The following is a 24,692-nucleotide window of genomic DNA, read 5'->3' on the forward strand; positions in this document are numbered from 1 at the left end:
ACTATGACCAGATTCAGCACCACCGGAACAGCACTGTTGCTGTTCCTCCTCATCCCCCATCTCTCCAGGGCACAGAATGCCGCCGAGAACAATTGTTTCCGACATTTTAACCCCACTGCCACCGGCCAGCATAACGCCAACCAGTACCTGATCTCACTGATCAGCAGGCTTACCTATCCGGAGCGATTGGGTGCAGATTTGCGGGCCGACAGAAGAAGAGTGCCTGTTCCGGAAGCTGAGTTTGAAACCAAATTCAGAGAGCGAACGGCCAACTGGTTTTATGATCCGGCTACTGAACCCAAGGAACCTGTGTTCAATGAAACCAGCTGGTTACAACTCTCCAACAATTGCAAAGGGGATATACCCGCGGCAGACTGGACAATGCTGGAGGACCTGTACTACAATGCTACCAAAAGACCGAGGCCTACTAAATTAGCGGCGCCTGTCCTGGCCAATAACCGGCCCCTCAGTACAGTGAATGATCAGATCAAAGTAAGGCCGGTCAACCAAAGCCCGACATTGGACCCGCCGACCTTTAAAAAAACCGCAGATGGAAGAATTGTTGAAATGCGCAGTTTCACTACGCGTGGAGAAGAGATCATGCGCAGAAATCAAAGCACCAAACACGATTGCCAGCGCATTCGTGAAAACTTTGTGGCGGAGCTCAACCGGTATAAAATAGCCCTGGATCAATACCGTGCAGCCGTGATCAGTTTTGAAGCAGCTTTGCCGCGTATTCATTATATCAGCACCAATACCATGCAGGATCCGGAAGCAGTATTGATCTCCACTCCGCAATACATAATATTGGCGTTTCGTGGGACGGATGAGTACCTGGAATGTTATCCTTCCACCAGTTGCTGGCCACCTTTGAAAGCACAAACCTTATTTGCCAACCTGCAGGTGTTTCCGATACCGGCGATCCGGCATCCCAACATACCGGGACGAATACACAGTGGCTGGTATGCTTCTGCTGAAAAGATTGAGGCGCAGCTTGTTCGCCTGCTGAATCAATACAATGCCAGGAACAAACGGGTATGGTTAGCCGGACATAGTAAAGGCGCAGGCGAAGCAATTATCTTTGGCGCGATGTTAATCCGCCAGCACAACATCCCTGTGCAAAGCATTTATACCTTTGGTGGCACCAGCACCGTAGGCGATGCGACCTTCAGCAATTTCCTGAACAATTATTTCTGTTCTAACGGTCAGGCAAGGTTGCAGCGATTTGAGGTAATTCATGATTATGTAGCCAGCAGTGATTTGCATTTACTGGATAAAGCGCTCTTCCCCTATGAGCCGGCAGGCAAACGATGTTTTTATGACAACATCACACCGCAAGGCAGGTTCTTTTTCGCCAAAGCAGAAAGAAACAGTGCCAGCAAACTGACAGACGGAGAAGCAGTATTATCACTCACACTAAATCCCTGTCAGCATATCATTGATAATTACTGCAGGTCTGCTTATTACTTATTGCAGCGAACCAGCGGTGTTCGACCTAATATGCCCAACCTGCCTGCCTGGCATGGAGATGATGCCAAGACCTGTACGACGAATTGAAAGGGGGAAGAAAGGAGGAAGGGAAGAAAGGACACGGGAAGAAAATATGCAACCTGTCTTATGGATTGATTTTCCAAATTTTATCGGAGGATGGCAGGTACTCAGGCAAGGCCGCCGAACCATACCAGGGAAGCAAATCGTAGCCGAGCAGGTTGTTTTTGATGGCAGGATCTGTTTGCAACAGTTCTTTCGCCTCTTCTACCGACTTGACCTTATCGAGGATGAAAATACCCCTATACCCTAGTTCATTCTTGCCAAAAGGTCCGGCTACGATCAGCTTACCCGCAGCCACCAGTTTATTCATGTTCTCCATATGTCCTCTGAAACTTTCACTAACCAGGGTTTTATCAGCAGTGGTATTGCTGCCTGTTTTCAGAATAACCAGGAAATAACTTTTCATACCATAGTCATCGGCACCTAATTTTTCGGCCAGGGCCTTATCGTAGTTAGGGTTCCCAACAGTAGAGTCTTTTGGAGACTTGGTTTGCGCATTGGCGAGGTTAACTGCCAGGAGAGATAAAAGGATGTATAGGTATTTCATTATTGATTCTATTGATTACACTGAATAAATTTCCACTTTTTTGTAGATTTTAATTGACATTTTACCCTTCCAAACGATTGTACCGCTCCACTAACAACTCCCTATACTTTTCCTTAAACTCATCTGAAAGAAAAGAGATATCAATCAAATCAAGCGCCAGTTGTTTATTCTTAAAAAGACGTGCAAACACACCCTCAATCTGGCGATTTGTTAGCCCAAGGTTTTGACCATATTCAATAAACCGGGTTCTATTGAATTTACTTTTTCTTGCTGAAATGGTAAGTGCCAATTCTTCTTTATCGGCGGGATTAACAATGGCTACATTGAGCAGATCATAAGCTGGAGCCAGGCTCCATTCCCCATTCGCCTGCGCGATCATGGAAAAATTTTTTAGATGCATGTCATTGTTGCCGGTTAAAAAACAGAAGACCGTTAATTCGAAAAAATCCGAAATATCAAGAAGTGTATTAGCTGCATAATTAGTGATGGCCTTTCCAACTTTCTCCATGGATCCTTTATACTTATCATAAGCTTCCAGTATTTGAAACATATCAAGCATATGAATTTTATCACCTTCAGGAGTCCGGTCTATTCGTTTTGTTATATAGGCCAATTCACCCGATGACAAACGAATCAAACTGGAAGGAACCACCTTTAAGCCAAATGCTCCGGCCATTTTCATGGTCAGGTGTTCATTTGCCGGCATTTCAGGATAATCGGAATGAGGTGGTTTCAGGATATAATTCCCTCCCAGCGTTCCAACAATAGTAAGTCGGGGTTTATTTTCTCCTCCTAATATCTCTTTAGTAACAGTCAATGAGAGTTTAGGTTGAACACCAGGAACTGACACACTTCGTTGTACAATACTTGTTGCCAGTTCTGCCATTTGACCAAACGTGTAGCCGAGTTCCGGCGCTTCATCTGATCCAAAAAAGGCTCTGCTGCAGCGTGTATGAAAATCACGCTTGCTCTCCTCCAGTGGTTGATAACAATATAAACAACGATTACTCATTTTCATTTTCAATTGGGATGACACTTACAGCTCCAATACAATTCTGGCAACAAGCCAACAATAAGCCCATTCTATCATTGGGATTCAGCTTCCAGTTCTTTGTTGCAATATCAAGTAACCAACCCTCTGGAATGAGTCCTTCAAAAAAAGGAAACAATCTTTTATCCCTATAAGGCTCCTTTTTGACTGGCATTGAAAACGTCAAAAACTGATGCGAATGGTTATCTACATAGTTCAGGTCGTATTGAAATACATACTCACCATCATCTGTTTCTGTCAAAACCCCTGCAAGCACATCCCTGTAAACTATTTTAGCCTTTCTCATCAATAACTGTTTTTATACTAATTGGTGCAAGTACATGGCCAAACATTTTCAATACCTGGTTCACTTTTTCCAATTGAAGGTCATTTTTGCCCTGCTCGATTTTTCTTATGACAGTTAAAGCCACTCCGGCCTTTTCTGCAAACTGCTGCTGCGTCAGGCCGGCCTCTTTTCTTTTTGCCTTTACAAAAGCCTGAAGTGAAAACATTTTTATATGCTTTTCCATATATCTCTACATCAATTTACAAAATTATATGGAATTAAATATAATTAATCGAATATACGGTTGAATATATGTATTTAGATATAATAATATTAGATAAGCTGGATTTTTTGCGACACCAATATTGATATTTTGTCGCTAATTAAATTTTAACCGACAATTATTGCTTATTTTTGTCGCAATACAAGAAGCGCGACAATGGCTAGTTCGGAACAAATCAGGAAGGATTTTCAGCAAATCCTGCATGCCCTAATCGGGGAGGCAGAAGGGCTGTCTATTGAAGTCCTTGAAGCCAGACTAACCAATCCTCCCGACCGCCGCACGCTTCAAAGACGCCTGAAAGAATTACTACTCAACGGAGATATAGAAAGCTTTGGAAAGAGCAGAGCCGTGCGGTATAAACTCCCTGCCAACTCTGTAGTTGAAGAACCGGAATTTGCTGAATCGGATATCATACCGCTATCCAAAACCAGTAAAGAGATTCTGCGCCTCATTATGCAACCAGCCGCAAAACGTACATCTGTTGGTTATAATAGAAAATTTCTGGAAAGCTATGAGCCGAACAGGAGCAGCTATTTAACAACAGAAGAAAAAGAAAAACTAGCTGGACTTGGCATTACTTCCCAAATGAGTGCAGCTGCCGGCACCTATGCCCGGCAGATACTGGAGCGACTGCTTATAGACCTTTCGTGGAATTCCAGCAGACTGGAAGGCAATACCTATTCCCTCCTGGAAACACAACGCTTATTGGATAAGGGTATGTTAGCAGGAGAAAAATCGGCAGCAGAAGCACAGATGCTCCTGAATCACAAGGATGCAATTGAATTTTTGGTCGCTGATTCACCCGAAATTGGTTTTAACCACTATACGATTCTAAGTCTGCATGCATTGTTGTCCAACAACCTTTTACCAAATCCTTCTTCATCGGGAGCCCTTAGAAAACACAGTGTCGGCATAGCAGGATCTGTTTACACGCCATCCGGTACACCACAGTTGGTAGAAGAAATGTTTGAATTGTTTCTTGAGAAAGTTGCTTCCATTGAGGATCCGTTTGAACAGGCATTTTTTGTGATGGTTCAACTCCCCTACCTGCAACCCTTTGAAGATGTCAATAAGCGGGTATCCAGATTGGTAGCCAATATTCCATTAAATAAAAAAAATCTGGCACCCCTCTCCTTCGTGGAAGTGCCAGATCAATTATACATCAATGGATTGCTGGGGGTATATGAATTAAACCGGGTAGATCTCTTAAAGGATCTCTTTCTGTGGGCCTATGAGCGATCTGCCAAACAATATGCTGCGCAACGTCAGACACTGGGAGAGCCTGATCCCTTCCGGATGAAGTATCGGGATAGTATTCGCGCTATCATAGCTGAAATCATTACAAAACCTCATAAAAAGGAAGAAGCCATCCAACTGATCAAAGTCCGCTCACGCAGCCTTCCGAAAGCTGACCAGGAAAAATATGTGTACACTGTTGAAACGGAACTGATCAGTCTTCATGAAGGAAACTTCGCCCGCTATTTTGTAACGCCCTTACAATTTAAAAACTGGCGGGAAGTATGGGATTGAACTTAAATCTTATTTACATTTTCTCCTACTACCGTTTTTACCTTCAACGCTCTCTTAGTCACTTTTAAATTTCTGAAATACCCAATTGTGCCTATATCAACATACAATCCGATCGAACCTTTTTTGTTGTTGCTTAGGCGCTTATCAACGATGAAACTGGAATACTTTGCATCATTGATGAATAGTTCGGCTATTTCACCATTCACTTCAATACGCATTCTGATCCACTCATTGAGGGCAACCGGGGCAGATCCCTCATATTTAAATGGTGCAATTTTTCTCAGGGTATCAAATTTGTAATGGGGATACGAAATGTATTGTACCGCATGGTTTCGGAAAAGCTGATTGTTGCTTCTACCAACCTTCGGTCTGACATAAATCCCCTCAAAGGCTGTATCGACTGGCTGAATGTTGAAATATATACCAATAAACCCTGCAACTCCGGAATAAGGTGCCGGGTTCTGCAATTGACTATACATTTCCACCACAATGGTTCCATTTTCAAAATCCTCCAGGCCCACCAGCTTTGCATAATGCGCTTCATCCACTGTTGCTTCAATATTAGTACTGTCAAAAGGTAAGGAAACTAAATCCCTTTCAATTTTCAGCACTTCTTTACCCTGAAAGTTTGTAATTACTCCTGTTACATTATGTAATTCAAATTGATGTTTACCAAGATGCAAGCTTTTATAGTTAGCCTTCGACTGGGCAACTGCACCAAGCGAGCTGATCAAAATCGAAAACAGTAATCCAGCATATTTCGTACGTTCCATAATAACCGAGATTTTAGAATACAAATCTCTGTCATTGGCAGGCATCGTACCAATGATCCTGTTTAAGAAATAACCTTGATCTGGTTTAAGGGTTTATTGGCGGGAAGTCTTGCTGCGCTTATTACGTAACCTGCTTAAAAACTCCGGAGTGATACCTAAATAGGCGGCAATTTGGACCTGGGAAAGCCGGTTAATTAAGTGAGGGTACAAGTCCAGAAAAGACTGGTACCGGTCCTCTGCGGTTGAGCTGATATTTTGGAGCAGTCGGGCCTGCAACCGAACAAAGCTATTCTCCAGCAGGACCCGGAAGATCCGGTCAAATTTTGGAGCCTGCAGGTAAAGGGAGATCAAATCATCCCGGCTTATTTGTAATACTATTGTATCCTCCAACGCATCAATAGCTAAATCGGAAGGTTTCATACCGTGAAAACTTCCCAGGTCATTTATCCAGTAATTTTCGGTGGCAAATTGAAGGATATGAATAGTTCCTTTTTCGTCAATCTTATACATCCGTAAGCAGCCCCGAACCACAAAATAAAACTGTGTGCATATATCACCCTCCTGTAATAGATATTGCCTTTTCCGGTAAAGCCTGGATTTGAATAAAGATGTTACCAGTATTTCCTCTTCTGTATCGAGAGGAATCAACTCGTTGAAGTAGGCAAGTAATACCTCAAAACTGGTCTGTAACTGCTCTTCCTTACTCATTGGCTGAAATTAAACATAAATTGCATGTAGCTTAATCCTCAAATGCCTTTTTGCTCTCCAGTAAATCAATTAAACCGGCAATCTTTTGAGTCATCTTATGAACGAAGGTGGGAATATTATACTCGTAATTAACATTCTCCTGAAAAATCTTTATGTTTCCGTCCATATCGCGAATATGAAAATCATCAATGTGATCATACGTATACCAATTATCGATTTCATTGGTACCCCAAACAAACCGTATCTCTGTATAACCGGGATGAGAGGATCTAATTTCAGCAATAGTATCTCTTAATCCGGTATTGTATTTCACTAAAGGTGGCTTTACTTTTTGATACTTCAGGAGCTCCAGGTTATTCACGATCTCCTTGTATATTTCCTGATCAGGACTCAAAACACTATTAAAGACAGTATCAAAACCCAATCTCCCATTGGTACCAAAGCAATAAGCTGCTTTCGTAATAAAAACATCCTTCTCCTTTTTCCAGAACAAATAAAATGAATACTGAATTTCATACTGAGCAGTATCAAAGGGTTTATAACCCGGTTGAAAAGGGGTATAACAAATAATTGAATCAATATTCGATTGCCGGAGCTTATCCAATGCAGCATCCAGGGTACTCCTGTAAGGTTGGGAGGAAGCTGACAGAACAACCAGCAGAAAAAATGATATGGAGAATAAATGCTTCATATCACCTAGACTTTCAATCCATCCTTAAACGCTGAAATGAGCTCTTCTGTACTCCTGTATAATAAAGTTTCATTCACTGTCAGTTGTACTTTACCCGCAGCATCAGGTCTTCCCAGGACTATCTTATGGCGCTCCCGCATTTTCTTTTGAAAGGCCGCGCCATCAGTGCCCGCAGGCAGGGTAAGTAAATATATATTGGTACCATCAGGATACGCAGTGATCTGTACCCCCTTAATTTGCTCAACCCCTGCCTTAAAAGCATTAAAAACCTGGATAGATTTCTCTAACCGATTTTCAAAACCTTCCAGGCGATGCAGTGCCATAGCAGCATTGGTCCAGTTACCATACATCGCACCACCATGTACTTTAATCAGATGAGGTACCTGGTTGATAAGAGCAGCCGGACCGCAAAGCACTGCACCAGCCGCGGCACCCAGGTATTTATAAAGTGAGATATAAACAGTATCGAAATACTGGGAATAAGCCTGGATGGAAGTACCGGACCACGCAGATGCCATGAAGAGGCGGGCACCATCCAGGTGCAGGGGAATTTGTCGCGATTTGCAGAAGGCACTGATGGCTTTTATTTCCTCCATGGGCACCATCCGGCCATCTGCTCTTCTAACAGGATGCTCAATGGAAACAGCACCGATACCGGCATCAAACACTTCCTGTTTAGGCAGGTCATTAACAGCTGCGATCAACTCCTTAGCTGTAAAATGGGAGGCATTCATGCCCAGGGGTACCAGCCGTTTACCAAAAACAGTTTGTGCAGCATCTGCTTCATCGCGGTAGACATGACTAAGATCCTGCACAAATACTTTGGATCGTTGCTGGCTGAGCAGGGAGATGGCCAGCTGATTGGCCATGGTACCACTAGGCAAAAAGATCGCTTTTTCTTTTCCGGTACGTCGCGCCATTTCTTTCTCCAGGGCTTCTACCGAACCACCTGTTCCATAGCGATCTTTTTCAATCAAACCCTTCACCTCCAGCTGGCCCAGGATTTCCAGATACTCCTTTGGTTCGAAAAGCTCGCCATCGCCATAAAATTTGACAAACCTGTTAGACGGATCAAAATTATCCGAATTGAAATCTCCGGCCATAGCAGGCAAGCCAGGAAACAGTGCTGGCACTAAGCCGAGTCCGGATGTTTTCAGAAAAGAACGCCTGGTGTTACTCATCAGTGAATTTAAACAAATTCAATGATTCTTGTTGAACACGCCAGGTTCCTATCAATCAATAAAATACTTCAGAATTTCTTTCGCAATTACAGCATGGCCTTTTGCATTCGGATGATTGATCTGCGACATATAATCCTCGATTTTGCCCCCGGCAACTTTAATAGCCCGGAATTGCGCATAGCTGTCAACCAGGCCGAGTTGGTATTTATTCGCAAGTGATCTAATCTGTTTAGCATGTTGTTCCAAATCAGAATTCGAATCCAATAGATCAACCGAAAGGTCCGGGGAGGGTGTCAACAGGAAAATTTTTATCCCTCTTTTTCGGGCCTCTGCAATCATTTTCTCCCAGGCGGTTTTCGCTGCTTCCAGTCCGAGTCCCCGATCATTTAGAGCATAATCGATAAACAATATATCTGGTTTATGGCAGAGTACGTCAGTCTCAAAACGCTTTTGTCCACTCTCAGCATTTTCCCCACCTATGGCGGTATTGATCACATTAATTACTGCATAGGGATATTTCTCCTTTAATAACCGCAGCACCTGATAGGGATATGCATCCATCGTATTAACAACCGGCGTTTTAAAATACCCGGATGGAACACTATGACCATGGAAAACCAGATTAATAGTGCGGTTATTAGGCCACTCCTTTATAAGTTCTTTCTTTAAGGGTTCCAGGTAAACAGCCAAACCAGGAAGGGAAGCTGACTTTGGTTGAGCAATCAACATAACTGGCAATAAAAAAAGCAATAGAAAGGCAGTAATTCTCATAATTAGTCGCTGTTTACAGTTTCTTTAAATTCATCCTGATCCGATTTATAACTTCCTCAAAAGAGGGTTGACCTTCATAATAAAGACTCTTTGTAGACTCATACCGTTTTTTAAAATCTGCACGAATCCCGGCATCAGACAATAAAAAAGCTTCATTTTCAAATAAGGGAATTTGCAAATCTACTTTTGGAAAACGCTTTAGCTTGTGCGCCTCATATTCCGGAGTGCCAAGAAAATTTTGTACTTCGGGGTGATTAAGCAGGCAATAAATATCATAATACTGCCGCATGTAGTTTAACTGCTTTGCAGCACCTTCCTGTTCCTTGCGTAATTTAGTTGCAATGGTTTGCAGTTTTTCCACAAAAGTGTAACCCGGATGATAACAGGCTATCGCTAAGGCCTTGTTATTGATGATTCCTGACACTTCTTTTTCTAAAGCAAAGTCCAGTACCCAGGACGAAATAGCAACTTCTTTATTTGGAGTGACTGTATCAAAGCCAGCCTCTAATAATATTCCGGATTTCAGTCCTGTGATTGTTTCTGAAATGGACTTGTAGAGAAGGCGTATTCCACCACTTCGATAAGCATCTTCATCATCAAATGCGGTATCACGCGCTGATTTTTCAATTCCTTCAATTTTCAGGTTATCGGCCAGCCAATCATAAAAACCTTTCCGGGAAAGAATATGATGCGCTTTAGTTTTCTTTGGGTTTATCTCAACTCCCAGCTCTACAGGTGGGTGTATATGAATATCGATGTCTTCTGAAAACCGTTGAATAATGCCAAAACCTTTTGATAGAGAAGTGCCGCCTTTAAGCTCAAACTGAAATCCCTGCTTCTTTAGGCCGTACAATACATGCATGATCCAATAATCTTTCTCCACCAAAACAGGTAGTATTCCTTTCGCTTCAGCAACGATGGCTAATAACTCTCCAAACTGCGGATGCTGGTGCAGGAATATAGAAGACATCAGCAATTTTTTTCCAAGTAGGTTGAAAACAGTTTTTGAGTTCGTACATTACCATACTTCTTTACTGCAGCTCTCAATTTTGGACCATCCATCTCTTTCGCTTTTTCTGCAGCCCTGATTGATATCTCTTCCCCATTTTCAGCCAGCTGATTCAGGTTATTAATCAGATCAACAAGCAGGAACTCCTCCGTTACTTGCTTTGGAAAATGAGGTTTTACCCGGAAACTATAAGTCCTGTTTCCAAGCTTAAAATCACCATGACGCTTGTGATTATAAACAACTGGTAGGTTATAAAGCTGCGAAGTACCCACACCCAGGCTGTTATATGCATTTGGTGAGGTAAGCAGGAAACGATTGTCTTTCAAAAAGCCACGAACCAATTCCTTATCCTCAGGGGGCGCTGGTCCGAAAGCTGTTTGACGAGGAACATAATAAACACCCCGCGCTGCTTTATGCAACACACCTTCCTTAACCAGATTGCTAAGATCACGGTCAACAGCAGCTGAATACCGTTCCAGGTCCTCTCGTCGGTACACCTTTCCGGGTGTTAGCTTTTTCCTTAGTTGTTCTCTTTGTGCCAATGGATGTTAAATCTTAGTAACACAAATTAATAAAAATAAACTTATTTAAATGAAATCTTAATGATGTTTCATGCAGTTAAAGACCACATATGACTGATTATCCATTATTTACAGAATATTTTACAGAATCTAATATTCTAATCATTTAGTAGAAAAGGAAGCACTATCAACTTAACCATCTCCGGATAAAACAACAATCCAATATGGTTACAATTCGGTAGGATGGCCAACTGGGAAGTCGGAATCAGTTGGTGGATTCGATCAAAATTTTCTACTGCCATATATTCGTCCCGATCCCCTCCGACTATCAGAACCGGACATTTGACCTCTTTCAACTTTACCTCTTCAACATATACAGGTTGTAACCAGGCCTCTTTCAGCTTTTGGATCAGCTCATTGAAGCTATTAGGTTTAGGCATCAATTTCTTACGATCCTTTACCAATTCAGGAAGCATCTGCTCATATGCATCACCTGTCTTACTTTTTAAATCATTTAGTATACCTGGCTTATAGCTAGATGTATCAATTGCCCCAGCCAGAACAACCGCCTTTTTAATACTTTCCGGATAATAAGCTGCCAGATAGCAGGCAGTAGTAGCGCCTGCGCTGAAACCCATGATTGCAATCTTATCTATCTCTTCCTTATGTAGAATAGCCAATACATCCTGGGCAAATAATTTATAGGAATACTTCTTTGTTCCAATTTCTGACTTACCATGACCGCGCATGGCAGGAATAATAACTTTGAACTCTTTGGCTAAAATGGGAATGTATTGTTCAAATTCAGTGATATAACCAAACGTATCACCATGTAATAATAGTAAAGGTTTGCCAGTACCATACACCTCATAATACAAAGTAGCGTCCTCTACAAGCAGGTATTTACCTGCCTGAGGATTGTTTCCATAGTTAATCACCTGGGAACTTACAGATAGTCCGAAAGATAGGAATAAGAAGAAAATTAATAACCGAATCATTCAATCATACTTATTATGAAAACCTGCAATTTTTAATGCCAGATAAAAAACAAATACAGTCCCCAAATACAATAACAACAAAATCAACAACAATTTAAAAAGAGGGTGAAGTTTATTCCAAAATTTATAAAGCCAATTTGTCATATAGTATATATAATAGTAGACCTAAAATATTTAAATTCACCATATACTCTTTAGCAGATTCAAGAAATATAGAACCATAAATAACTGCATTTATTATCTACAATATTTGAGATCCTCAATAGTAAGTCTTCCTTCAACCATAGACATTAAGTAATTTGATTCGAACATCAATTTCATTATAGCTCCAATCTTGTATTGCTGAACATTATGTTTTAATACGGCATAATTATACTTTTCAGAAACATAAAAATAGTTATTCAAAAAAACACCGTTCTGTAATTGTATAGAATCTAATAAAATACTATCAGAAATAATTGTTCCAGCATCCATTTTTTTATACTCCGAGTCTGTAAAAGAAAGGGATTTATTAGCAAGAATCATTTGCTTTAAATAGTTCTTGTAAACTTCTTTATCCTTAAATTTTGGATCTTTTAACTTCATGATATCAAGCAAACTCTTATTAAGAACGACTATCTCTTTTTCGACCTCATTTATTTTAGCCTTTATGACAACAAAATAACGATTATTGCTATCGCTATCTAAAACTCTGTTTAAATAATTTTCTCTACAATAAATAAAAGCAGATGGAACATAATAAAATCCAATAAGATTTCTAGTATTGTATAAACGATAGTGAAAGCGTTTTGTAAATTTTATTTTACTGTCACCCCAGTACCTACTTTTCTTAACATGTAAATAATTTGAGATTCCAACTAATGGTTCAACATTAGCAGATGTATCCATATCCATTATACCCCAAATAAATTTATACTTGTTTCCCTTTCTAATAAGCTCCAGGTTAGAATTACTATCTAAAGTAACTACTCTTGAAACAATCTTAAATAAAGAATCATTTCTCTGCGCCCGTATGACATAATAGTCGCCTCTTGTTTGAATCCCTACTATTCTATACAAAGAATCTGTATTCGTAGTGGCATACAAATTTGCAGACAAAATAAAAACCAACCACACCAATACATATTTCCGGCATATTTTCATGAAATAATATTATCAGTATTCTGTCTATTCTAATCTATCAATTAATTCCGGATTAACATAAACAAATACCCATGAACTCACTTTTTTCCATCTATTCTTAACTTTAACTATAGCTGGCTCCCATGAAATAGAATCTTTTGCAAAATCAGAAATCCGAATGAGATCATTTTTTGAAATTGAAGGAGCATAATAATTTTTTAAATATTGCAAATCTCTAACCTTCCCCTTTCTACTAATTTTCATTCGGAACATCATTGTATCTAATCCCGGAATTGAATCTTTGAATCGTTTTTTAACTAATAAACCAAAGTCCTTATTGCCAACTATTATTGCGAGTTCAACTTCCTCTTCAATTATCCCTACTTGTGCGATAACTGGATTTGACCAAAGAATTAAAATAGTTAATATGGCAACTATACTTTTAGTCAATTTGTTTAAATCTCTCAAATTCAATAAATAATATTTACAATAAGCTACTCGGGAGCTCTTTTATAAACGAAAATTGAAATATTCTTTAAATTATAAATGTTCATAATCCTTCAATTTTATAAATAAATATTCTTATTGACTACAACAAGGATAATCAAAGGTTGCAATAGAATCATTTCGATAAACATTTACTGTTAAACTATTTGAATCTTTAAATACACTATCTCCCAATTGTACATACTTCCATAATGCCTCATTTTCTGGAACACAGTAACATATATTTTTCAGTGTATCCAATTTTTTATCCTGCCTAATAACTAAAAGTCCAAAACATCCAATATTTTCCTTTTGTTTACCAACCAATTTTCCTGATATTATTAATGGTCTTATATTCTTGTCCAGATAAGATTTACAATTGAATCTACAAGTAGTTAATTGTAAAAAACATAATAGTATTAATACAAGTATATTTTTCATAACCAATAAGGAAACTAGCTAATTCTCTGATGGATATCAGCTACAATTGGGTTAATAATAGTAAAATGCACCAATTTAGTCTCAAATTTTAAACCCAACTTGTCCAAGAATTAAGGGGTCGATACACTACTACAAATGCTTTTATTGGTGGCTGGCTCTATGCACTATTAGTCACTTTAAAATTGCTTATGGTCCACTTGCGTTGGTTTATACAAACTTTCTAAAATCCTCCTGTTTCTCATATTCATTAATTCTAATGTATGATCTTTATAATGCTTATACTCGTCAGTAGTCAGAGGTAATGGTGACCTAATAAAATTGTCAAATGGTAACGAAAACTCAACTTGCTTTTTTGGGTTAATAAAGTCTTGTAAATGAAAGAAATCAATATAACCGTTGAAGTCAATAAACAAGTCAAAAAAGTCTTTGTAGTTTGTTAAGGTCTTAGAAAGTGGACTTTCTTCACCTTGGTAAAAACGTCTAATACATTCCAAGGTCAAATCAAACCTGTCACAAATTAATCTGTTTATACCTCTGGCTTGATTAATTGTGAAGCCATTTTTATTATGGGCAGGGAATAGAATATGTCCACCAACTGTTCGTACTTTATATTTTAGTTCATCCCGTTCCAAATCTGATAGCGCCCCGACAAACTTATTGCGATATTTTCCATCATAATGCGGACACATCCTGTCACTTGACAAATTCATACACAAATTATTTTTTATTAGCAACCTTCTATAACTTTTACTAATAATTTCTAACGAAAAGGTTTTTCCGTTTGGCAAATCTTTGCCCCATAGTAGTTTGTGTGCTTCGTATAGTTTTGGGCTGTCAGTATCAGGATCCCCACATTTGCTATCTAGTCGAAAGTCATAATCTATATCTAATATTGTCATTTGTAAAAAATGGGGTTCAGGCTAATTTATAATTGTAGTGACGGTACTCAAGTTTGCCACTACCATACGTGTATTGGCCAAGGCACGGCATTTATTCTATGTTTCCTGTAACCAAAGTTGATCCTTTATAAATGGTTGATTGAATATACTAATGCAGTTGTTGGAGGATGGGCATTGTCGGAAATGTTAGATATAGTAGTTTTCGATTCCAATACCTATAGTCCAGAAGTTATTAGCTTTAATCAAATCTTCCTCAAGCCATTGTTTATTCTCTTCATACTCATTGTTCGCTTTCGATTCAGCGATACTTTCTTCTACGTCTTCTGGAGTTACATCTCTCCAAACTCCAACTGAAATATTTATAAAAGCAAAAGAGTAGCCTTCCTCACCTTAGTCTATTTGTCCATTATTTTTTTTGTAAGGACTTTTAACAATTTATCAGCATCCACTTTAAAAGGGTCAATACATTCCACAATGCTATTTTCAGCTGAAATTGAAGCTAAATAACGAATAAAAGATAAGAATAGTTTGGCTATCTAGTCATATTCCCAATCAATTTTAAATATTTTTTTAAGCATTCTTGTCCGGTTAAAAACAGCAATTCCTGCGCTGTAATGTAGATCCAGCGTTGGTTTCAGTTGATTATTTGCTTGTTTCATTTTCAGGGGTAGTACCCCGGGTATCCGTCAGGTAGTAAATGCAAAAGATGCATTGTGTGTTTTTCTCCAAGCTTTGTAGGTGTCTTTTATGAACTCCAGCAGATTCACATAGCTGGTTAAATGCAGCCGGATGACGGTTATCATATTCGCAAAGGATTTTTTTGTAGCTGCTTTTTTCCGGATAACCACCATCAATAGTTGTGCGATCAGCACACAATACACCTGGATCTTAATTGCGTTTGGGCTTTCACCCCAGAAGTAGCGCAACGGAAAGTTTTGCTTGATTTGCTTAAACAGTAATTCAATCATCCAGCGATTCTTGTAAATCGTTGCGATCTGTGTGGCCGGCAGCGTAATATTATTGGTGATGAAAACATAGGTTTTACCTTCTTCAGAGAGATAGGTTATCCTACGTAACTTCAGTCGTTGAACAACAGTGCCATTTTGTTTTACGCCCACTGTTACCAGTTGTTCTTTTAATACACCCTTCGATTTTCGCTGCCGGGTTTTATCCACCAGTACCTTGGTTACATGAAAATCAGCATTGCCACGCTCGCGGGTTACAAACCAGATTTTCTGATCCGCCCATTTGGCGAACTGGTTGTAGGTAGTGTACGCTTTATCAAAAACAATCCAACTGTTGGGCACCAGTTTTAGGTGGTAGAGGAACTTGCGGTCATGCTCCCGGGCTTCTGTAATCCGGATAAACTCGGTTACCCCACTGAAGGCATCCATGAGCGCATGTACTTTGATACCTCCTTTTTTTCGGGCACCATCCAGCCGGTTGCGGCCCACACCTCGAAGGATTTCACTGAATAATTGAATTGTAGTACTGTCTATTACTTTCAAATTTCTGATACTCAATCCTTTTAACCGGCTGTCCGAGATAAAGCTATGGTACTGCCTGAGCAATCCGTAGTAAATCGTTTCAAAGACCTGATAGTGGCGATTGCTGTTGGCATCGGATAAAGTACTGCGTGCTGGCGCCTTATCCAGTCCTAAATGGGAGAGCTTACCTTCACAGGCTAGCAGCCCTTCACACAGCTCCCGTAGCCCGTTACAGTAGCTGAATACCCCGAAGAGCATACTCACCAGGTGGACCCGGAACGACAGGGTTTTATAGTATCGGTTAGCTTTGTGTTTGCGGTTGGCTGGAAATTCCGGATAAACTGACCACTGAGTTCCGCAAATAATTGATAAATTGATTCTGGTTTAAATTGATTACCGATTTCCAAAGCCAATTCATAATTGTTGGTGATATGAACGAGGCGAATTCAGATCCTATTTTGCATCTTTCAGGAAAACCAAACTAACTTAAAAAGTACTAAAATGGCACTAACTTTTAGTGTTCAATTTGCCCCGGAATAAAGTGGTCAAGCTTGGAGGAATATACAGGAAGATATCTTAACGCACAAACAAGTTGCGTAAATCCTCTTCCGTCATGGCAACAATGTGGCGATCATTGATGACAAAATCCTTGCAAAACCAATATTGCATATAGTTTACGGTATCCGGACATACAGGATGCCTTTAGTGTGGCTATTCTGCATATTCCGCTTAACCTAATCACTATTCTCCATGCAAAACTGATCATTAATTTCCCGGGTAAATTCAACCATTAATTTACCTAAACAATTTCGCCATTCATCGTGAACAAAATCAACATCCACTTACTACCATGCTCACCAAGAAAAAATCCAAAGACTTCTTCCACAAAAATATTACTACCCTATAAAAAAAACCTCCTTCCGGAAGCGTTTTAACAAATAATACTTACTAATTCCAACGAGGATAGTATCCTTCTTCCCACGCCTCACCCTTAATAATATCTAATGAGTACGTCCTTAAAGATTTCGAAATTTCCCCTATAATCAGTTGGGCCTTTTCTTTTGAAAATTCATTTACCATTGATGCTTTCAGGCCTTTACCGAGCGACTCCATGAATATACTTTGGCTGAAAAAATCTGTCCTTGGATCCTGATAAGGCAATTTGACTATGCACAACTGAAATGATCTTTTTATATCATCAAATACTTTACCCTTAGTGTAACTTATACTTACATTACGATTCTTCTGCAAATTCTTATATTCCACTTTGACATACTCTAAAAAATTTTCGTCAACCGGATAGTTAATAAATGAGCTATATCCAAGGTCTTCCAAAAACCTAAACTCATTAACTATTAATCCAGTCACATCTTGAATCTCACTTTTGTTCTCCATATACAGCTAATTTCTCCATGTTATAAAATGTACTTGTATTTGCTCCGCCAGCATCAATTATATTATGACCTGCTTTTTTAACCCCCTCAATCCAGTCAACATTTTCCTTAAACAAGGAAGTCTTCTTTACTATTTCGTCAGGTATTATTTTTCCCTTATAATCATTTAGCAAACTATTCCAAGCATCAACTGCTTCTCTTGATGGCTTAAAAACCTCCGGATTATTCAACCCTTCAGCAATCTTTTTGACCATATCCATTCCTTGTCCGATCACAGCAGTCTTTTCACCTACCGAACCTTTTATGAATTTTACGGTCTGGGAACCAGCCTTCTTCATCCATCCAAGCGGAGAAATCGGCGATTTAAATACACCTCGTAATGATCGTGCGGCATCATCGCCAAAAGTACCCGGAATATCAGGCCCATCATAACCTGTAGCGGCGGAAAAGATTGTAAAACCAATAGTTCCTGCAGTTTCTGGATTCGCAACTGCACTCCAAAATAATGGCCTTAACAATGGCGCGGCCCTTCCACCAGTTAATACTGCTCCTCCAGCAATTAACCAAACACCCATAGCTTTATTCCAAGCTTCTCGTTCCGATGCATCAACAACCATATCATCATTCACATCACCTTGGATCATATATTTTCTGGTAGAAGGACTCCATACACCAACCATCGGTGAACCCATTCCTTCCAAGCCATCAATATCAATATTGAAAATCGGATTGTTACTTGCAAATTGATACGGTGTCAATTCAGGATATGATTTTGTAATAGGATCAATGCTCAAAAACCTTCCCAACCTTGGATCATAGACCCGCATTCCATAATCCTGCTGATTTCCTGTTCCCTTCACCTCATTGTCATTCTCCTTCCCATTAAACCCATACCTAAAACTACCCGCATTAAACTTCCTACCTGGCATCAACATACCAAAAGGATAGTAATCATTGGCGCTGCGGATGTCTGCCAGGTAATGCCGTACGGTATCGCTGGTTACTTTTACCTGCTGCACCCGATCGGATAGGGTGACCAGTACATTACCCAGATGGTTGCTTAATTCAAAGAGCTTCTCGCCTCTCGTAAATTTATAACTATAAATTTTACCAAACGAATTCGCCAGGGCAAAACTGGAATCCGGCACCAGATGCCGGGTTACAATACCCAACCGGTTGCTACCGTATAGATGTACTTCTTCCTGGTTGATTTGTCCGGCTGCAGGCTTGCGGTACACACTCAACACATTTCCGGATGCATCCCGAACATAATAAGTGGTATCAGCAGTAGTGGCCTTGATGATGCGATTGCCGGATGCATCATACGTGTAACGGATCACCTTGGCATTTTGGGTAATACTTTCAATTTTGCCATAGACATTCCAGGTGATATTAGTAATGGTATCCTTCACATCCTGAATCAGGTTGCCAATGGCATCGTACACATAGTTGTTATCTAATTGGCCTGTCCGGATATCATTATACTTGGGATAATTGGCAGCATTAGCATCAGCTGTGATATCAACTACCTTATGCACCTGATTGGTATTCGGCTTGTATGAGTAGGTCAAATTATCCATGCCGGATCTTGTAGCATCTGCATTCCGCTGGTAGGTCAGAATATTCCCATTTGGATCATAACTAATCCGCTCCCTGTAGTCCGTGCTAATGGAGGCCGTAAAACTGCCAGCTACCGGATTCAGCCCGTTGAACATATCCATTATGACCAATCGGTTCAATTGATCATACTTGTAATTATACACCTTGGTTGTACCTAAGATGGGAATATTTACTGCCATCGCTGCAATGTTTCCATTGTAAAGTGGTGCAGCATAGGTTGTTAGGGCGTTCAATACCGAACTTGCCTGGGGATTGAACCAGATCGCCTTATAATCACTTTTATAATAATGCAAACTGAACTCAAATACATCTTGCGCTACTGGTTTGGCTTCGGTGGTATCAGTGCCATTGGTTAAACTTCCTCCCATAGCAGGATTTATCCCCTTTAACCAACCCTGTAAGGTGTAGGCGTGATCCAGCCCCTGCACATTGAGTTTGCCCAGGATAGTCCTGGCCAATGGGCCATGGGCATAGTACTCATAACTTGCCTCCCGCTCTGGGAAAAGAAGCAGCATGATACTGTCTCTGCCACTATATACCTGGGTCAGCCGGTTTTCAGCATCGTACTCATAGCGATGATAATAAGCATCCGGCTTGCCCGGTTGGTAACTGACCTGATTCACTTTACCACTAATAAGATCATAGTCATACGCAATTTTTTTATAACGATAACCCGGATCGGAGGGGATATTGTTCATGCCATTTTTGACGCCATTGGGTGACCCAAAGTCCTGCACAATGGTATCTACATTGCCCTGGATATCGTAGGAATAGTAAGTAGCGGATGCCGGCAAGGTTTGGGTCGCAAGGTTGATCACTTCCGTATAGCTAACCCGGTTACGCAGGTTTCTTTGTTTTAAAGCGGTTTCCGGTAATAAAGACATCGGTAAATCATACACCGTCTGCGTTATCTGGTTTCTGCTATTGGCTGCAGCATTCAGCCAGTTCTGAAGACTGGTAGCATTTTTGGCGATGGCAGCCGTCATGGCTGAGCCTCCGGTAATCTGTCCTACCTGACTAATTCTGCCTAATGCATCATATAAGGTGTAGTTATAGACATTACCCGCAAGTTGCTGCTTGGCATTCTGACTAATCACCAGCCGTCCCAGGCGATCATACCAAAATGCAGATCTTACTTGATTGAATCACTTTTAATAAGCTGTCATGGGCAAATAATTCTTGGGTATCAAGATCAGATTCAGATGGCCGCCCTTCCATTTCAAAAATAACAGCTAAATTGGCACGGAATTCAGCTTCCCATTTGGAAATAAATACCTGGTTAACTTTTTTACTTCTAAGCCGGTTCTGCTAGGTGTACTGGCCTTTTTTGGCCTGCAACTCAACTTTAGCTTTGAAGGCGGGTTTAAATTGAAGACGTTTTTGTTTTTTCGTCTTGGCTTCTTTAAGAATTGAATATTTTATAACAAAGCCTGCTGTCTGATATTGTAAGAGTATTATAAACTATTTAAAAATGCTTTTGAAAGTCTTCATTTTTTATTCAAACTAGTAGCATTTTCATCCACATTGTTCATTAATATTATATTCAATGTATTTAAAGAATATTTTTAATAATTCATCAATTTCATGCCTATTATTATTGTATATATCTACTTTCAATTCTCCATTTATAAAAAGCTGAACTCTACGAGCATCATAAATAAAACCTCCGACATCTTTATCTGAAACAGAATACTTTTTAATTTCACTTTTCAAAAACAATAAATCTTTTATTGAATCAACCGAAAATGTGTCTTTTTTTAGAATCTCATAGAAAGAGACAAAGCTATCCTGATAGAATTCTTTACTTAAACCTTGCATCGCTATCCCAAAACCTAGAGAATCAAATGAAATTTTCTGTACACATTCTCCTGGTCCCCTAATTAGTAAATAAACTTCATTGCTTTCCTGGCAAGGTTTTTCCGTTGAATAATTAATACAACCAATAAAAAATAGTAGCAGAATTATGCAATTAACTATTCTCATATTTATTAATTAAACATTATTGTCCGACTAAAGTAATTGAATTCAGGGCATAAAAAAGGGCAGTTCCGAAGAACCACCCAGATTATTTAAGTTTGGTTTACCATCCCATCCATATTGATTTGTAGAAACATTTGAAATTGATTCAAACCTTTAATATTATCGAATGATTACTGTTTACTTCTTGTAAATAATTGGCTATACATTTTGGGCAGCTTCTTGGAGAATTTGAAGCTTTTGTTCTATGCTCTAAACACGTCTTGTTTTTTCATGACACCCTAAATTTAATGTACTTAACTGATTTTTAAATTCAGTCCAGTCATTTAGGGGGCTAAGACATTTGTATTTGCTGTAGTGTAGTAAAACTGTACACTCGCCTGTATCTTATCCCCACTCATTACCTTTAAAAGTTTAGCGGCACCGATGGCCCCCAGGCTTTTCCGGGTCAGCATCGCATTGGTGCCTGTACTGTGGGCGGTTCTGCTAGCAACTACATTGATGCTTTGTCCGGATTTGTTCTCCCAGATGTAGATTCCGGACCATCTTGACCCCCCTGTTCCGATTCAAGTTGACCCCCTCATTCCGGAGCAACTTGACCCCCCGGATTTTTACATGATTGGCGGCATTCTGGGATGTTGACCCATCAGTTTGCCAACTTATTCTGGATGATCTTGACCCCTATGGTTGTTTTTATCCACTGTCATTCCGGCACAAGTTGACCCCCTAAAGGATGTAAAAGAGCAGTTGTAGTTGTAGACTTGCCTCCTTAAAAAACAGCGTTAAGGATGGCAGCAAAACCAATTGCAATGGAACAGCTCAAACAAGTGCTTAAATTGAAGCAGGAAGGTCACTCCATTAAAAGTATAAAACGATTGACCGGCCTGGCCCGCAATACCGTAAAAACCTATCTCAAACGCATGCCGGAAGCTACTACCGGCACTACTACGGATAAAGAACTGGCCGGTTTATTTTATAACCAGGATACGGCGCTTCAGCAATCATCCCGCTTGCAACACCTGCTTCGCCATTTTGTAGGTATTGACAAGGAACTCACACGGCCTGGTGTTACGCGGCAACTGCTCTGGGGCGAGTACAAGGAACAGCATCCGGATGGATATGCCTACAGCCAGTATTGTGAACACCTGAACCGGTTCCTGAACAAAAAGGACGTGGTTATGCACCTGGAGTACAATCCTGGTGAAGAGATCATGATTGACTTTGCCGGCAAAAAATTCAGTTACGTTGATACCACAACAGGCGAGCTGATCCCTTGTGATGTGTTTGTTGCCACTCTTCCTTACAGTGGCCTGATTTTCTGTATTGCGCTGGAACACCAGAAAACAGCCGACCTCTTACATGGCATCAATGAACTGCTCCGCTACCTGCAAGGCGTAACACAAACCATCACCTGCGATAACATGCGTACAGCCGTGACTAAAGCAGACCGATACGAACCTGTATTTACGGATCTCTGTTATCAGATTAGTGAACACTATGGTACTACCTTCTCTGCCACCAGACCCGGTAAACCCAGAGACAAAGCGATGGTAGAAAAAGCCGTCAACCTGGTTTACAAGTATGTGTATGCGCCATTACGGAACCAACGTTTTACTTCTTTGTCGGAGATCAATTATTACTTCCGGATCCAGCTCGATCAACTGAACCTGCGCAACTACAAAGGTTCTTCGTTTAGTAGAAGAGAGCTGTTCGACCAATACGAACGTCCGCTGCTGCGCGGGTTACCTTCCAAGCCCTACCTGCTGAAAAAATGTACGATCCTCACTGTGCAGCGCAACTATCATATCCAGCTTCGGGAAGACAGACTCTATTACAGTGTGCCCTGGCAATATGTGGGTAGCAAAGTCAAAGTCTGGTACGATCAGCAAACTGTTGAGATCTATCACGATTACCAGCGCATTGCACTGCACATCCGGGTAGCTGGTCGCGGATACCATACCATCGGAGAACACATGCCGCTCAATCACCAGCAGGCTAAGTCTGCAAAAGGCTGGACCAAAGAAGAGTTGCTAACCAAGGCCCGGCATATCGGAGTTGCTACTGCAGCCGTAACAGAAAGCATGCTGGGCAACAGCATTTATATGGAACAGAACTACAAAGCCTGCTTCGGGATGTTGATGTTTGAGAAGCGCTATGGTAAGCAGCGTCTCGAAGCTGCCTGCAGCCTGGCCCTGACGGGCTCCAGGGTTACCTACACCATGATCAAAAACATACTGGCTGCCGGTATCGACAAGCAGGTTCGGATAACCGTAGACCAACCCTTACCCCTACACGATAATATCCGGGGCGCTCAACAGTATCAATAAGCTTTAATCAAACAAATATGAATACAACCGCTTCACTGCAACAAATGAAAGAACTGCGCTTACATGGCATGGCACATACGTACGGCCAGCAACTGGAACTACCCATCCATCAACAACTTGATGCTCATGAACTGGTTGGTCAGCTCCTGCAAAGTGAACAACTCTTTCGGCAGCAGGAGAAAACCGCCTATTACCTCAAGCTGGCTAAACTCAGACTCCCCGCGATCCCGGAACAGATCAGCTGCTCCGCAGCCAGAAACCTAACCAAGCAACAACTGGCCACCTTACTGGAAGGACAGTACCTGAAGCAAGGCGAGAACATCTTGATTACAGGTGCTACGGGTTGTGGTAAAAGCTACCTGGCTTGTGCACTGGGTAACCAGGCATGCCTGATGGGCATGAAAACAACCTACTATAGCATGAACCGGTTCATCGAGAAAATCACGCTATCCAAACTGGATGGATCTTATCTTAAACTGCTGAACCACCTGGAACGCCAGGCATTGCTTATACTTGACGACTTCGGTTTACAACCCATGCAACAGGATGTAAAGCTCGCTTTGCTGAAGATCCTGGAAGAACGCCATGGCAAACATGCAACACTGATAACCTCACAGTTACCTGTAAGCGCCTGTCACGAGTATATCAACGAACCTACGATTGCAGATGCCATAATGGACAGATTGACAGCCAAACGCACACCGGATAGAATTGAAAGGCGACTCCCTGAGGAGAAAAAAATAACAAGGTATCGCTTAAGATAAATACTTTTGAATCCTACAACTGCTCTTTACATTACTGCACTTTTAGGCCCTATGAAAAAGGGGGTCAACATCACCCGGAATACCGGGGTCAAGATCATCGGAATTTACAACGACGAATAGAAGAAAATAACAGTAATTACTTAATACGGTCAAAAGAGAACTCCCGAATTTGCAATTTCTTAAAATTCGGAGAAAACCTAAGTGTATCCCTTTCTATGTCAGGAAAAACATACTGGATCGCATTATTGTCAAGCGGATAAGAAATGTATTCATACGGTTTTAAATACGCCGTTTTA

General features: G+C 40.6%; 24 protein-coding genes. 4 read left to right on the plus strand and 20 right to left on the minus strand.

Translation table 11 applies throughout. The annotated features are described in order from the left end of the window. The first annotated feature begins 3 nt into the window (after positions 1 to 3). The gene (locus L0U88_RS05965; RefSeq protein ID WP_234864693.1) at positions 4 to 1,557 is read left to right on the plus strand and encodes a lipase family protein; all 1,554 of its coding nucleotides are present in this window, start codon (positions 4 to 6) and stop codon (positions 1,555 to 1,557) included. A 58-nt stretch (positions 1,558 to 1,615) separates the two neighbouring features. Here the strand turns inward: L0U88_RS05965 and L0U88_RS05970 are convergent, their stop codons facing one another. From L0U88_RS05970 to L0U88_RS05985, 4 genes are all read right to left on the minus strand, one after another. Beyond that, a complete protein-coding gene (locus L0U88_RS05970; RefSeq protein WP_234864694.1) occupies positions 1,616 to 2,098 on the minus strand; it encodes a YciI family protein in 483 nt (160 codons plus the stop codon). A 61-nt stretch (positions 2,099 to 2,159) separates the two neighbouring features. After that, positions 2,160 to 3,110: a HipA domain-containing protein gene (locus L0U88_RS05975; protein WP_234864695.1), complete on the minus strand. Its 951-nt coding sequence runs from the start codon at positions 3,108 to 3,110 to the stop codon at positions 2,160 to 2,162. Further along, positions 3,103 to 3,435 carry a HipA N-terminal domain-containing protein gene (locus tag L0U88_RS05980; RefSeq protein ID WP_234864696.1) on the minus strand — a complete coding sequence of 111 codons (333 nt, stop codon included), beginning with the start codon at positions 3,433 to 3,435 and terminating at the stop codon, positions 3,103 to 3,105. Before L0U88_RS05980 ends, L0U88_RS05975 begins: the two co-directional genes overlap by 8 nt. After that, on the minus strand, positions 3,422 to 3,658 hold the full coding sequence (locus L0U88_RS05985; protein ID WP_234864697.1) for a type II toxin-antitoxin system Y4mF family antitoxin: 237 nt from the start codon (positions 3,656 to 3,658) through the stop codon (positions 3,422 to 3,424). The genes L0U88_RS05980 and L0U88_RS05985 overlap by 14 nt, the downstream gene beginning before the upstream one ends. A gap of 195 nt (positions 3,659 to 3,853) precedes the next feature. Here L0U88_RS05985 and L0U88_RS05990 point away from each other — a divergent pair, with 195 nt between their 5' ends. After that, positions 3,854 to 5,227, plus strand: a complete 1,374-nt coding sequence (locus tag L0U88_RS05990; RefSeq protein ID WP_234864698.1) for a Fic family protein — start codon at positions 3,854 to 3,856, stop codon at positions 5,225 to 5,227. Positions 5,228 to 5,229: 2 nt separating this feature from the next. Here the strand turns inward: L0U88_RS05990 and L0U88_RS05995 are convergent, their stop codons facing one another. The 16 genes from L0U88_RS05995 to L0U88_RS06070 all read right to left on the minus strand — a co-directional run bounded on the left by L0U88_RS05995 (position 5,230) and on the right by L0U88_RS06070 (position 21,311). Continuing rightward, complete coding sequence (locus L0U88_RS05995; RefSeq protein ID WP_234864699.1) at positions 5,230 to 6,000, minus strand: DUF1080 domain-containing protein; 771 nt, start codon at positions 5,998 to 6,000, stop codon at positions 5,230 to 5,232. Positions 6,001 to 6,093: 93 nt separating this feature from the next. Next, positions 6,094 to 6,708, minus strand: a complete 615-nt coding sequence (locus tag L0U88_RS06000) for a Crp/Fnr family transcriptional regulator (protein WP_234864700.1) — start codon at positions 6,706 to 6,708, stop codon at positions 6,094 to 6,096. Positions 6,709 to 6,739: 31 nt separating this feature from the next. Continuing rightward, the gene (locus L0U88_RS06005; RefSeq protein ID WP_234864701.1) at positions 6,740 to 7,399 is read right to left on the minus strand and encodes a hypothetical protein; all 660 of its coding nucleotides are present in this window, start codon (positions 7,397 to 7,399) and stop codon (positions 6,740 to 6,742) included. A 5-nt stretch (positions 7,400 to 7,404) separates the two neighbouring features. Continuing rightward, the gene (locus tag L0U88_RS06010) at positions 7,405 to 8,580 is read right to left on the minus strand and encodes a threonine aldolase family protein (RefSeq protein ID WP_234864702.1); all 1,176 of its coding nucleotides are present in this window, start codon (positions 8,578 to 8,580) and stop codon (positions 7,405 to 7,407) included. Between the two features lie 51 nt (positions 8,581 to 8,631). After that, positions 8,632 to 9,351, minus strand: a complete 720-nt coding sequence (locus tag L0U88_RS06015; RefSeq protein WP_234864703.1) for an SGNH/GDSL hydrolase family protein — start codon at positions 9,349 to 9,351, stop codon at positions 8,632 to 8,634. A 13-nt stretch (positions 9,352 to 9,364) separates the two neighbouring features. Further along, the gene (locus tag L0U88_RS06020; RefSeq protein WP_234864704.1) at positions 9,365 to 10,321 is read right to left on the minus strand and encodes a nucleotidyl transferase AbiEii/AbiGii toxin family protein; all 957 of its coding nucleotides are present in this window, start codon (positions 10,319 to 10,321) and stop codon (positions 9,365 to 9,367) included. After that, on the minus strand, positions 10,321 to 10,857 hold the full coding sequence (locus L0U88_RS06025) for a hypothetical protein (RefSeq protein WP_234864705.1): 537 nt from the start codon (positions 10,855 to 10,857) through the stop codon (positions 10,321 to 10,323). Before L0U88_RS06025 ends, L0U88_RS06020 begins: the two co-directional genes overlap by 1 nt. A 182-nt stretch (positions 10,858 to 11,039) precedes the next feature. Then, positions 11,040 to 11,879: an alpha/beta fold hydrolase gene (locus L0U88_RS06030; RefSeq protein WP_234864706.1), complete on the minus strand. Its 840-nt coding sequence runs from the start codon at positions 11,877 to 11,879 to the stop codon at positions 11,040 to 11,042. A gap of 237 nt (positions 11,880 to 12,116) precedes the next feature. Further along, positions 12,117 to 13,022, minus strand: a complete 906-nt coding sequence (locus L0U88_RS06035; RefSeq protein WP_234864707.1) for a hypothetical protein — start codon at positions 13,020 to 13,022, stop codon at positions 12,117 to 12,119. 24 nt (positions 13,023 to 13,046) lie between these two features. Further along, positions 13,047 to 13,469 carry a hypothetical protein gene (locus L0U88_RS06040; protein WP_234864708.1) on the minus strand — a complete coding sequence of 141 codons (423 nt, stop codon included), beginning with the start codon at positions 13,467 to 13,469 and terminating at the stop codon, positions 13,047 to 13,049. Between the two features lie 114 nt (positions 13,470 to 13,583). Further along, positions 13,584 to 13,928 carry a hypothetical protein gene (locus tag L0U88_RS06045; RefSeq protein ID WP_234864709.1) on the minus strand — a complete coding sequence of 115 codons (345 nt, stop codon included), beginning with the start codon at positions 13,926 to 13,928 and terminating at the stop codon, positions 13,584 to 13,586. 176 nt (positions 13,929 to 14,104) lie between these two features. Continuing rightward, positions 14,105 to 14,827: a DUF6994 family protein gene (locus tag L0U88_RS06050; protein WP_234864710.1), complete on the minus strand. Its 723-nt coding sequence runs from the start codon at positions 14,825 to 14,827 to the stop codon at positions 14,105 to 14,107. Between the two features lie 686 nt (positions 14,828 to 15,513). Then, positions 15,514 to 16,692, minus strand: coding sequence for an IS4 family transposase (locus tag L0U88_RS06055; RefSeq protein ID WP_353620638.1), 1,179 nt, complete (start codon positions 16,690 to 16,692; stop codon positions 15,514 to 15,516). A 570-nt stretch (positions 16,693 to 17,262) separates the two neighbouring features. Beyond that, entirely contained in the window at positions 17,263 to 17,709 is a 447-nt protein-coding gene (locus L0U88_RS06060; protein WP_234864712.1) for a hypothetical protein, read from the minus strand. Beyond that, positions 17,693 to 20,425: an RHS repeat domain-containing protein gene (locus L0U88_RS21040; RefSeq protein ID WP_234864713.1), complete on the minus strand. Its 2,733-nt coding sequence runs from the start codon at positions 20,423 to 20,425 to the stop codon at positions 17,693 to 17,695. Before L0U88_RS21040 ends, L0U88_RS06060 begins: the two co-directional genes overlap by 17 nt. 418 nt (positions 20,426 to 20,843) lie before the next feature. Further along, positions 20,844 to 21,311, minus strand: coding sequence for a hypothetical protein (locus tag L0U88_RS06070; protein ID WP_234864714.1), 468 nt, complete (start codon positions 21,309 to 21,311; stop codon positions 20,844 to 20,846). Between the two features lie 803 nt (positions 21,312 to 22,114). Here L0U88_RS06070 and istA point away from each other — a divergent pair. Further along, positions 22,115 to 23,632: an IS21 family transposase gene (gene istA / locus L0U88_RS06075; RefSeq protein WP_234864715.1), complete on the plus strand. Its 1,518-nt coding sequence runs from the start codon at positions 22,115 to 22,117 to the stop codon at positions 23,630 to 23,632. 17 nt (positions 23,633 to 23,649) lie between these two features. Continuing rightward, positions 23,650 to 24,396: an ATP-binding protein gene (locus L0U88_RS06080; RefSeq protein ID WP_234864716.1), complete on the plus strand. Its 747-nt coding sequence runs from the start codon at positions 23,650 to 23,652 to the stop codon at positions 24,394 to 24,396. Positions 24,397 to 24,692: the final 296 nt, after the last annotated feature.

This window comes from Flavihumibacter fluminis, from assembly GCF_021491375.1.
GTDB lineage: Bacteria > Bacteroidota > Bacteroidia > Chitinophagales > Chitinophagaceae > Flavihumibacter > Flavihumibacter fluminis.

Coding starts and splice junctions, on each gene's coding strand:
- L0U88_RS05980 (WP_234864696.1), bottom strand. CDS start 3,435: ATGAGAAAGGCTAAAATAGTTTACAGGGATGTGCTTGCAGGGGTTTTG.
- L0U88_RS06060 (WP_234864712.1), bottom strand. CDS start 17,709: ATGGAGAACAAAAGTGAGATTCAAGATGTGACTGGATTAATAGTTAAT.
- L0U88_RS06020 (WP_234864704.1), bottom strand. CDS start 10,321: ATGTCTTCTATATTCCTGCACCAGCATCCGCAGTTTGGAGAGTTATTA.
- L0U88_RS05965 (WP_234864693.1), top strand. CDS start 4: ATGACCAGATTCAGCACCACCGGAACAGCACTGTTGCTGTTCCTCCTC.
- L0U88_RS06015 (WP_234864703.1), bottom strand. CDS start 9,351: ATGAGAATTACTGCCTTTCTATTGCTTTTTTTATTGCCAGTTATGTTG.
- L0U88_RS05970 (WP_234864694.1), bottom strand. CDS start 2,098: ATGAAATACCTATACATCCTTTTATCTCTCCTGGCAGTTAACCTCGCC.
- L0U88_RS06005 (WP_234864701.1), bottom strand. CDS start 7,399: ATGAAGCATTTATTCTCCATATCATTTTTTCTGCTGGTTGTTCTGTCA.
- L0U88_RS06000 (WP_234864700.1), bottom strand. CDS start 6,708: ATGAGTAAGGAAGAGCAGTTACAGACCAGTTTTGAGGTATTACTTGCC.
- L0U88_RS06080 (WP_234864716.1), top strand. CDS start 23,650: ATGAATACAACCGCTTCACTGCAACAAATGAAAGAACTGCGCTTACAT.
- L0U88_RS06010 (WP_234864702.1), bottom strand. CDS start 8,580: ATGAGTAACACCAGGCGTTCTTTTCTGAAAACATCCGGACTCGGCTTA.
- L0U88_RS05995 (WP_234864699.1), bottom strand. CDS start 6,000: ATGGAACGTACGAAATATGCTGGATTACTGTTTTCGATTTTGATCAGC.
- L0U88_RS06045 (WP_234864709.1), bottom strand. CDS start 13,928: ATGAAAAATATACTTGTATTAATACTATTATGTTTTTTACAATTAACT.
- L0U88_RS06030 (WP_234864706.1), bottom strand. CDS start 11,879: ATGATTCGGTTATTAATTTTCTTCTTATTCCTATCTTTCGGACTATCT.
- L0U88_RS06035 (WP_234864707.1), bottom strand. CDS start 13,022: ATGAAAATATGCCGGAAATATGTATTGGTGTGGTTGGTTTTTATTTTG.
- istA (WP_234864715.1), top strand. CDS start 22,115: ATGGAACAGCTCAAACAAGTGCTTAAATTGAAGCAGGAAGGTCACTCC.
- L0U88_RS06070 (WP_234864714.1), bottom strand. CDS start 21,311: ATGAGAATAGTTAATTGCATAATTCTGCTACTATTTTTTATTGGTTGT.
- L0U88_RS05975 (WP_234864695.1), bottom strand. CDS start 3,110: ATGAGTAATCGTTGTTTATATTGTTATCAACCACTGGAGGAGAGCAAG.
- L0U88_RS05985 (WP_234864697.1), bottom strand. CDS start 3,658: ATGGAAAAGCATATAAAAATGTTTTCACTTCAGGCTTTTGTAAAGGCA.
- L0U88_RS06050 (WP_234864710.1), bottom strand. CDS start 14,827: ATGACAATATTAGATATAGATTATGACTTTCGACTAGATAGCAAATGT.
- L0U88_RS05990 (WP_234864698.1), top strand. CDS start 3,854: ATGGCTAGTTCGGAACAAATCAGGAAGGATTTTCAGCAAATCCTGCAT.